General features: G+C 55.8%; 7 protein-coding genes. 5 read left to right on the top strand and 2 right to left on the bottom strand.

Features of this window, described 5'->3' with window-relative positions:
• Positions 1 to 63: 63 nt before the first annotated feature.
• The gene (locus GTA51_RS19700; RefSeq protein WP_160964178.1) at positions 64 to 1404 is read right to left on the bottom strand and encodes a sensor domain-containing diguanylate cyclase; all 1341 of its coding nucleotides are present in this window, start codon (positions 1402 to 1404) and stop codon (positions 64 to 66) included.
• A gap of 211 nt (positions 1405 to 1615) precedes the next feature.
• Between GTA51_RS19700 and GTA51_RS19695 the strand changes: the two genes are divergently transcribed.
• Together GTA51_RS19695 and GTA51_RS19690 are read left to right on the top strand one after the other, a co-directional pair.
• Entirely contained in the window at positions 1616 to 2074 is a 459-nt protein-coding gene (locus GTA51_RS19695; RefSeq protein ID WP_160964176.1) for a pyridoxamine 5'-phosphate oxidase family protein, read from the top strand.
• Positions 2075 to 2269: 195 nt separating this feature from the next.
• Complete coding sequence (locus tag GTA51_RS19690) at positions 2270 to 2725, top strand: SRPBCC family protein (RefSeq protein WP_160964174.1); 456 nt, start codon at positions 2270 to 2272, stop codon at positions 2723 to 2725.
• A gap of 496 nt (positions 2726 to 3221) precedes the next feature.
• Here the strand turns inward: GTA51_RS19690 and GTA51_RS19685 are convergent, their stop codons facing one another.
• Positions 3222 to 3497 (bottom strand): HU family DNA-binding protein, encoded by a 276-nt coding sequence (locus GTA51_RS19685; protein ID WP_160964172.1) that lies wholly within the window; start codon positions 3495 to 3497, stop codon positions 3222 to 3224.
• 131 nt (positions 3498 to 3628) lie between these two features.
• Here GTA51_RS19685 and GTA51_RS19680 point away from each other — a divergent pair, with 131 nt between their 5' ends.
• The 3 genes from GTA51_RS19680 to GTA51_RS19670 all read left to right on the top strand — a co-directional run bounded on the left by GTA51_RS19680 (position 3629) and on the right by GTA51_RS19670 (position 6899).
• The gene (locus GTA51_RS19680) at positions 3629 to 4036 is read left to right on the top strand and encodes a Ros/MucR family transcriptional regulator (RefSeq protein WP_160964170.1); all 408 of its coding nucleotides are present in this window, start codon (positions 3629 to 3631) and stop codon (positions 4034 to 4036) included.
• A gap of 1099 nt (positions 4037 to 5135) precedes the next feature.
• The gene (locus GTA51_RS19675; RefSeq protein WP_160964168.1) at positions 5136 to 6617 is read left to right on the top strand and encodes a benzoate-CoA ligase family protein; all 1482 of its coding nucleotides are present in this window, start codon (positions 5136 to 5138) and stop codon (positions 6615 to 6617) included.
• 36 nt (positions 6618 to 6653) lie between these two features.
• Entirely contained in the window at positions 6654 to 6899 is a 246-nt protein-coding gene (locus GTA51_RS19670; protein ID WP_160964166.1) for an acyl carrier protein, read from the top strand.
• Positions 6900 to 7168 lie beyond the last annotated feature (269 nt).

Raw genomic sequence — 7168 nt, 5'->3', positions numbered from 1 at the left:
AGCAGCACCTCCAGGGCGGGAAGCGGCGTATTTGTGAACGAGTGGGGCAGTCTCAGGTAAGGCCTAATCCTTTTCACGGAAGACCGTCGCTCGGTTTCGGCCGGTGTCCTTGGAAGTGTACAGGGCGTCGTCGGCCCGCTTCGACAAGTCGGCAATGCTCACGTCATTTTCTCGCATCGTGGCGATACCAATGCTGACCGTGGCCGAGACATTGTAGTTTCCTTGGTCGAAAACCGTTTCCGCCATGGCGTTGATAATACGTTGGGCTATGGTCAGAGCGTCGGCAACTTCTGTTTCGGGCAACAGGATGCCGAACTCCTCGCCGCCGAGTCGGCCGATGGTATCGCTTTGACGCAGGCAGACACAAATAATCCTGGTGAAGTCCTTAAGAACCACATCCCCCACGGCATGCCCGTAGCGGTCGTTGATATTCTTGAAGTGATCAATGTCCGCCATCAGGAAAGATAACGGAGTCCCATACCGCTTGCTGCGATAGAATTCCTCGTCGGCCCTGGCGAGGAAATGCCGCCTGTTGCAGGCACCGGTGAGGGGGTCGGTCGTGGCCAAGTGGGTCAGTTCCTGCTCGAGTTTTTTCTGCCGGTCTATGTCTTCGATCTGCGCGACTAAGTGCAGCGGCCCGCCGTCGCTATCCGGGGCAGCCGAGACGCTCACCCGGCCCCAGATTGGGGTTCCATCCTTGACCACGTACCGCTTTTCCAGTCGATAGGATGTGACCCGGTTGTCGAGCAGGGCCTGGAAATGACTATGCGACGCGTCCAGGTCTTCTGCGTGCGTAAGATCCCAGAACCTCATGGATTCCAACTCAGAAGCGCTGTAGCCGAACATGTCGCACAAGGAGGGGTTGACCTTGAGGAACCGCCCTTCCGGCGACACCAGGGCCATGCCGATAGGGGCGTAGTTGAAGGCGTTGGTGAATCTGGTTTCACTCAGCAGCAGGGCGTGTTCGGCTTCCATTCGCTCCGTGACCGGAATGTGAAAGACCACGGCTCCCTGGATATTCCCGTCGATCATGAGCGGCGCGGCGTGCAATAGGAACCAACGTTTTTCAGTCGGCGAGTGGCAGGGGTATTCGATTCTGAACTCCAGGAATTTGCCGCAAAGGACATCCCGCAGGCCATTGGCTACCGCAGCGGCTTCACGCGAAGCTGGTCCAGTGGCGTGCTCGCAGACGGAGAGGTAATTGATGCCTTCCATGTTGCAGGTTTTGCCGCCGAAGTTTCGTAAAGAAAAGTCGGTCCAGGCCTTGTTGACGGCAACGATGGTGCCGTCGGTGTCCAGGATGACCACATGCTCCATCAGGCTGTCGATCAGCTGTTTGAAGACTAAATACCCCTCATTGGCTTGTAATGTCGCCATGGTGCGCTGGAGCCGGCTTGAGGGCATTTGTTTTTTCCTTGCGGCGGATGAGAGGTGAAGAATTTAAGAAAAGTAGGGACATTTTCTTCGTCTGTAAACCTGTCGCCTCTCGCAATGTCCGCCGTTTCTCATCACCGAGCAGGTGTTATCCGCCCCTGCGGGACGGCGGTTGCTCGGCCGCCCACGGCCATGCTACCATTCGCACGCCCGTAACCACCAACAGGGCAAGGACAAACGGATGAAGATTCTCAGGCGCATATCGGCGTTTATTGGTGAAATGGATTTCGCGGTGTTGAGCGCCATTTCACCTAGCGGCCCCTGGACCTCGCTTATGTCGTATTTGCCCGGTTCGGACGGGCTGACGGTCTATTTGGCCATGTCCACAGGGTCTTATAAGGCGAAGCTCATGCTCGAAAACCCGAGAGTAGCACTGCTTATCGACAACCGCTGCCGTTACACCGACCCGAGCAGGGTCACGGCCCTGAGCATTCACGGAACCGCCGAGTTCCTTGCAACCCATAGGGAGCGTGTGAAGATTTGTACGGCGTTCCTGGGCCATAGGCCACACTTGGCTGCGTTGCTCGAACGCCCCGATACCGGCATTGTGCGCGTAACGCCGAAAAGTTTCCAACTCTTAGATGGGGTGGACAAAGGGTATCTCATCAAGCAGGGGGAGTCTGGCTGGTACCACGAATGAACTTGTCTTTCTCGGGGCGTCTCCACCTCCTCCACCCGGCTCAAGCTCGGCAACTTCGCAATGGTCCGCCGTTTCTCATCACCGAGCAGGTGGGAGTACAGGTCGACGGTCATCTTGACGCTGGCATGGCCCATGAGCTTGTGCACTTCAGCGACATCAACGCCGGGCAGAAAACGGTGAATCGGGAGGTGTCCTGTGCACATATTCCAGATTAAACAGGTCCAGGTACTGCCTATACCACTCGCCGAGGCGTGGACCTTTTTCTGCGATCCGCGAAACCTGGGCGCGATCACCCCGGACTGGCTCTGCTTCGACATCCGCTCGGAAGTGCCGCCGTGCATGTACCCCGGCCTCATCATCGAATACCGGATCAAGGCACTCGCCGGTTTGCCAATGGCCTGGGTGACGGAGATCACCCATGTCGCCGCGCCGAACTACTTCGTGGACGAGCAGCGTTTCGGCCCGTACCGGTTCTGGCATCACCAGCACCATTTTCGAGAGGTGGACGAGGGCGTCGAGATGACCGATATCGTCCATTATGCCATGCCCTACGGCGTCCTCGGCCTTGCCGTCCACAAGCTGGTCGTCGCGAAAAGGCTGGAGCAGGTCTTTGCGTTTAGGCAGCAGAAGCTTGCCACGCTCTTCGGGTAGGGTTTGGAGGATTCGTCTCGGTTGGGCAGGATCGTAATCTCGCGTCCTCTAAGGCCTATCTCTACGCCGTCCGTGCACAGCGACGGTCCCTGTCTCGGTTGACCACCAGACTGGGATACGAGATAAATAAACGTCGCCTCCTCCCCATGCGTGACCTCCACCAGCGCAGCCAGAATATCCAGTCCCTTCACGGCATGCTGAATTTAGTTCTGGAATACGTGGACGTGGAGCAGGAGCCTTTCCGGCGGTCATGACGCACAGCTCCTGAACTTGGCCTGTACGAGAAATATGAGGCGTGATGAGCAAAACTACCATTAGAATCAAGCCTGACGGCGACATGTACGGATTGCACCTGACCTCCATGACCGCATTGAAAAGAGCCGGCCTTCCGGACCAATTTGGTCAAGCTACGCCAGCGAGGCCTGGATGCGTAGTCTTTCCACGAAATGCTGAACTTGGTGTTAGTGTACGTCAACGTGGAGCGAGGGTAGGCGCGTCACCCGTTGAGGTGTGCCTTCAGCCTCCTACCCGCCTTGAAGAACGGCAACCGCTTTGGTCCGACAGTGGCGACGGCCCCTGTCTTGGGGTTGCGCCCCGTGTATGGTGCGTAATCGCGGACTGAAAAGCTACCGAAGCCACGGATCTCCACGCGGTCACCGTCAATGAGCGCCTGCCTGATCCTCTCGAAAAAGAGGTTTACGAAGGCTGAGGCCTCGTAATCTGGCGTATTGAATCGCTCCGCAAAAGATTTGATAAGTTCGCTTCTGTTCATCTTCACCCCCTTTCCTGCGCTTGGTATAATAGTGGTAATCACCCATTCAATCAAGTAGCGCGAGACCCCCTTGTCAAAAGGTGACTCAGAGTCTATGGCTATTGTTCACCGCAAACAAACACGAGGACACAATGGACGAATACACACAGGCCGCGCTTGAAATCGTCAAGGCTCAAGCCACCACCCGCGCGATGACCCAGGAAGAGATCATCAGCATGGTCAGCACGCTGGCAAAAGGCTTCCAGGCTATCGAGGTTGGACAACTCGTTGCAGGCTCCACTGAGGACCAAGCCCCGACCATTGACCCGAAGAAAGCGATCAAGGAATCCTCTATCACCTGCCTAGAGTGTGGCAAATCCTTTAAGGTCATCACGAAGAAGCACCTTGCCAGCCATGGACTCACCCCGGAAGCATACCGGGCCAAGTACGGTTATAAAAAGGGGACTGGATTGGCTTGTAAGTCTTTGGCTCGTGACCGCCGCAAGAAAATGACTGATATGAAGTTGTGGGAACGGAAAGGGGCCAAGAAAGCCGACTAACCAGGAGATTTCCCTTCCGACGCCGCCCGACGTATGCGGCTTCCCCCTGGCCCCCAATGCCCCTCCCGGTGTTGGGGGTTTTTACGACAGCTGCAGGCACTGTGCAGATATCGCTCGGCGAGACCACCCGCATCCGAGGAAGAGCGACGGACCATTTCGTCGCTGACCGGATCAAGATTCCTGACCCTTGGGCTGTATTTATCTGTGGGGTAGATGTGAACTTATTGATAAGGGTAAAGATACCCTAATAATGGTTGAATACTGATGAGCGCTGACCGACCAATCGGCAGTATGGACTACAGTACCAATTTTCAGAAAGAATTTTTCCTCTTGCTTATGATCGCTGATAAATTCCGATGGCAGCAGATTGTCTGGATTGCAGTAGAGATACTGAAGAGTTAGTAGATATCTTTACGAGGCATAAGTCTGCGCTCGATGCATTGAAGATAAATTTATTATAGAATGTCAGTCTAATAACCAGAAATTGTGTATACTATTGAAATTATTATACTATTTTAAAACATAAGGCTAGGTGGAAGGTGGGAGGTTCCCTTTTTCCACCCTGCACCGCTTAACATATTGTATTTTAAAGATAAATGCCATTTGGTGGAAGGTGGAAGGTTGGATTATACTTTTTTAAAAAGGAAAAATAATAATAAATATATATATTTTAACTTTTTAAACCTTGCACCTTGCACCTTCAAAATTTAGTTAAATATTTTAAATATTTACCGTAAATTTTAAGGTGAAGGGTGGAACGTTGGGGACCTTCCACCCCAGGGAAGGGATCCCTGCTCCCTTGCACGATTCATATTCCAGTACAATTTCAGATGGTTGTCCAGTTTCTCCGCCACTCAGCCCTCAGTGCTAAGTTAATTTCTGCCCAACGATCGTGGCAGTGCGCGCTACCAGGAGGCAATCCCTCGCATCACCCCAGACTATCCCCCCTGGCGAACAATTTCAGTCCCGGATTGCCCTCCACGTTCGGCTACAACGGCGACATCTATATCTTCAACTTCCGCCTGCGATTCCCTTGCATTTTGAGACACCTTGCTTATTTCAATGAGGATAACCCGACAACAATTCAGGGAGGCTGCCTGTGACCTCGGTCTCCAATGCGGCGTGGGCGCTGTTGTTCCCCAATCTGGAACGTCACCCAGACAAGCCGGCCTACCTGTGCGGCGACGACGTCTTGACCTATGCCGACTTGGCCAGCGCCGTAGCCCGAACCGGGGCTATGCTGGCTGCCTCAGGCGTACAGCCAGGCGATAGGGTGGGATGCGTCCTGCCGGATGGACCAGCGACGCCCATCATGCTTTTGGGGGCTATGTGGATCGGCGCTTGCCCCATGCCGCTATCGTCGTCTCTGCGCCCTGAAGAGTATGCCTGGATTCTGGCCGACGCGGGAGCCCGTGTACTGATTGCGGACACGGGTCATCCCGCCGCTGTCGCTTCAAACATTCCCGTTCTGCCCTGCTCCCCAGGTGGGCCCGAAGGACTACGAACCTATTGCGACTTCCTGGAGCCCTATGCCCCTGAAGCCAACGATCTTGCACTTTTGCTCTACACTTCAGGCTCCACGGGGCGTCCCAAGGGCGTTCCCCATCGCCACCGCGACATTATGCGCCCGGCCGAGACCTTCGGCGGCCTGATTGGTCTGACTGAGAACGACGTGATTTTCTCCGCCAGCAAGCTGTCGTTTGCCTATGGCTTGATCGCTTCCTTCAGCTTGGCCCTGGCCTATGGCGCAACGGCCATCCTGTCCCCTGAAAAGCCTGGCCCCGCCGAACTGCTCCAGTTGATCAGACGTTATCGGCCGAGCGTTTTTTTCGCCGTGCCTACCTTGTATAACCTCCTGCTGCGAGTCCTTGAACCGGACAGTTACCTCGGCGGTGTGCGCCTCTTTTATTCTGCCGGCGAGGCGTTGCCAGCGGCAACCTTCAAAGCCTGGAAGCTAATGACCGGTTACGAAATCTGCGAGGGCATCGGTTCTACCGAAGCCTACAACCTGTTCATTTCCAACCGTCCCGGCGAAGCGATGCCTGGTGCCACCGGCAAAGTCGCTCCAGGGTTTGAAGTCCGCTTGGTGGATGAAGCCGACACTGATGTCGCCGCCGGCCAGCCGGGTCTTTTGCTGATCCGAGGAGAAGGCACGGCAACTGCCTACTGGAACCTTCCAGAAAAAAGTCAGGAGACCATGCTGCCTGACGGCTGGCTGCGCACTGGCGACATGTTCACAGCCTCAGACGGGGTGTTCATCCACCAAGGCCGGGCTGACGACATGCTCAAGGTGGGGGGATGGTTCGTCTCGCCCCAGGAAGTCGAGAATGTGCTCCTGACCCATCCTGACGTAGTGGAATGCGCCGTCTCCGGTTGCCGGGTGGAGGGCTTGGAACGGCCTCAGGCCTTTGTCGTAGCCCGAAACGGCGTCGAAGCGGGTTCAAATTTTGGCGGGGAACTGCGACGGTTTGTCCGGGAGCATCTGCCCGAGGACATGTGCCCCGTGCGCTTCCAGTTGGTTGCAGCCCTGCCCAAGACCTCGACGGGTAAAATCATGCGCCGCGCGCTGGTCCAAGCCTAAGCCGTCGCTGCGAGCACTGAATCGAAGGAGCTTTTCATGTCGATCACGGGGTCAGAGTTAACGGATCTATTGCGCTTGGCCGGGATTGATGAGGCAATCATTGCCGGCGTGAAGCCTGATGTCCCCCTTTTGCTTCAGGGGCTTGATTCTGTGGATTTTCCGACTTTTATCGTCGCCGTTGAAGATCGCTTTGCCGTCAGCATTTCCGAAGACGCCGCGTGGCAACTTCGTTCGCTGGATGATTTCGCTGAACTCATTAACCGCGCTCCCAGGGGGAAATAGCCGGCCATGTTCATACTCTGCCACTTTTCGCGTGGGCAGCCCCCGACGCTGTTTGAACGCATTCAGGTTGACTGCGATCAACCAGAAGCGGCCGAATCTGTCATTGCTCTCGGGGTGGCCCACGCACTTGGTCACGCCCCGACCGAGGCGATGAAAAGGGCAGTCGAAGCCGCCCCGCGATGATGTCAGGGGTGCGGGAATGAACGGCGAGCTGCCCGCTGATCTCTTCGCGCAGAGCAGTCTTCCTGGCGGGCAAGGTGGCCTTGAGC

It is taken from the genome of Solidesulfovibrio aerotolerans, assembly GCF_009856865.1.
In the GTDB taxonomy this organism is placed as follows: Bacteria; Desulfobacterota; Desulfovibrionia; order Desulfovibrionales; family Desulfovibrionaceae; genus Solidesulfovibrio; species Solidesulfovibrio aerotolerans.
Note: the sequence above shows the minus strand (reverse complement) of the source record. Positions and strands in the feature narration are given on the sequence as shown.

Excerpts from the sequence above, each read along its gene's own strand:
- GTA51_RS19700 (WP_160964178.1), bottom strand. The coding sequence starts at position 1,404 with ATGCCCTCAAGCCGGCTCCAGCGCACCATGGCGACATTACAAGCCAAT.
- GTA51_RS19695 (WP_160964176.1), top strand. The coding sequence starts at position 1,616 with ATGAAGATTCTCAGGCGCATATCGGCGTTTATTGGTGAAATGGATTTC.
- GTA51_RS19670 (WP_160964166.1), top strand. The coding sequence starts at position 6,654 with ATGTCGATCACGGGGTCAGAGTTAACGGATCTATTGCGCTTGGCCGGG.
- GTA51_RS19685 (WP_160964172.1), bottom strand. The coding sequence starts at position 3,497 with ATGAACAGAAGCGAACTTATCAAATCTTTTGCGGAGCGATTCAATACG.
- GTA51_RS19680 (WP_160964170.1), top strand. The coding sequence starts at position 3,629 with ATGGACGAATACACACAGGCCGCGCTTGAAATCGTCAAGGCTCAAGCC.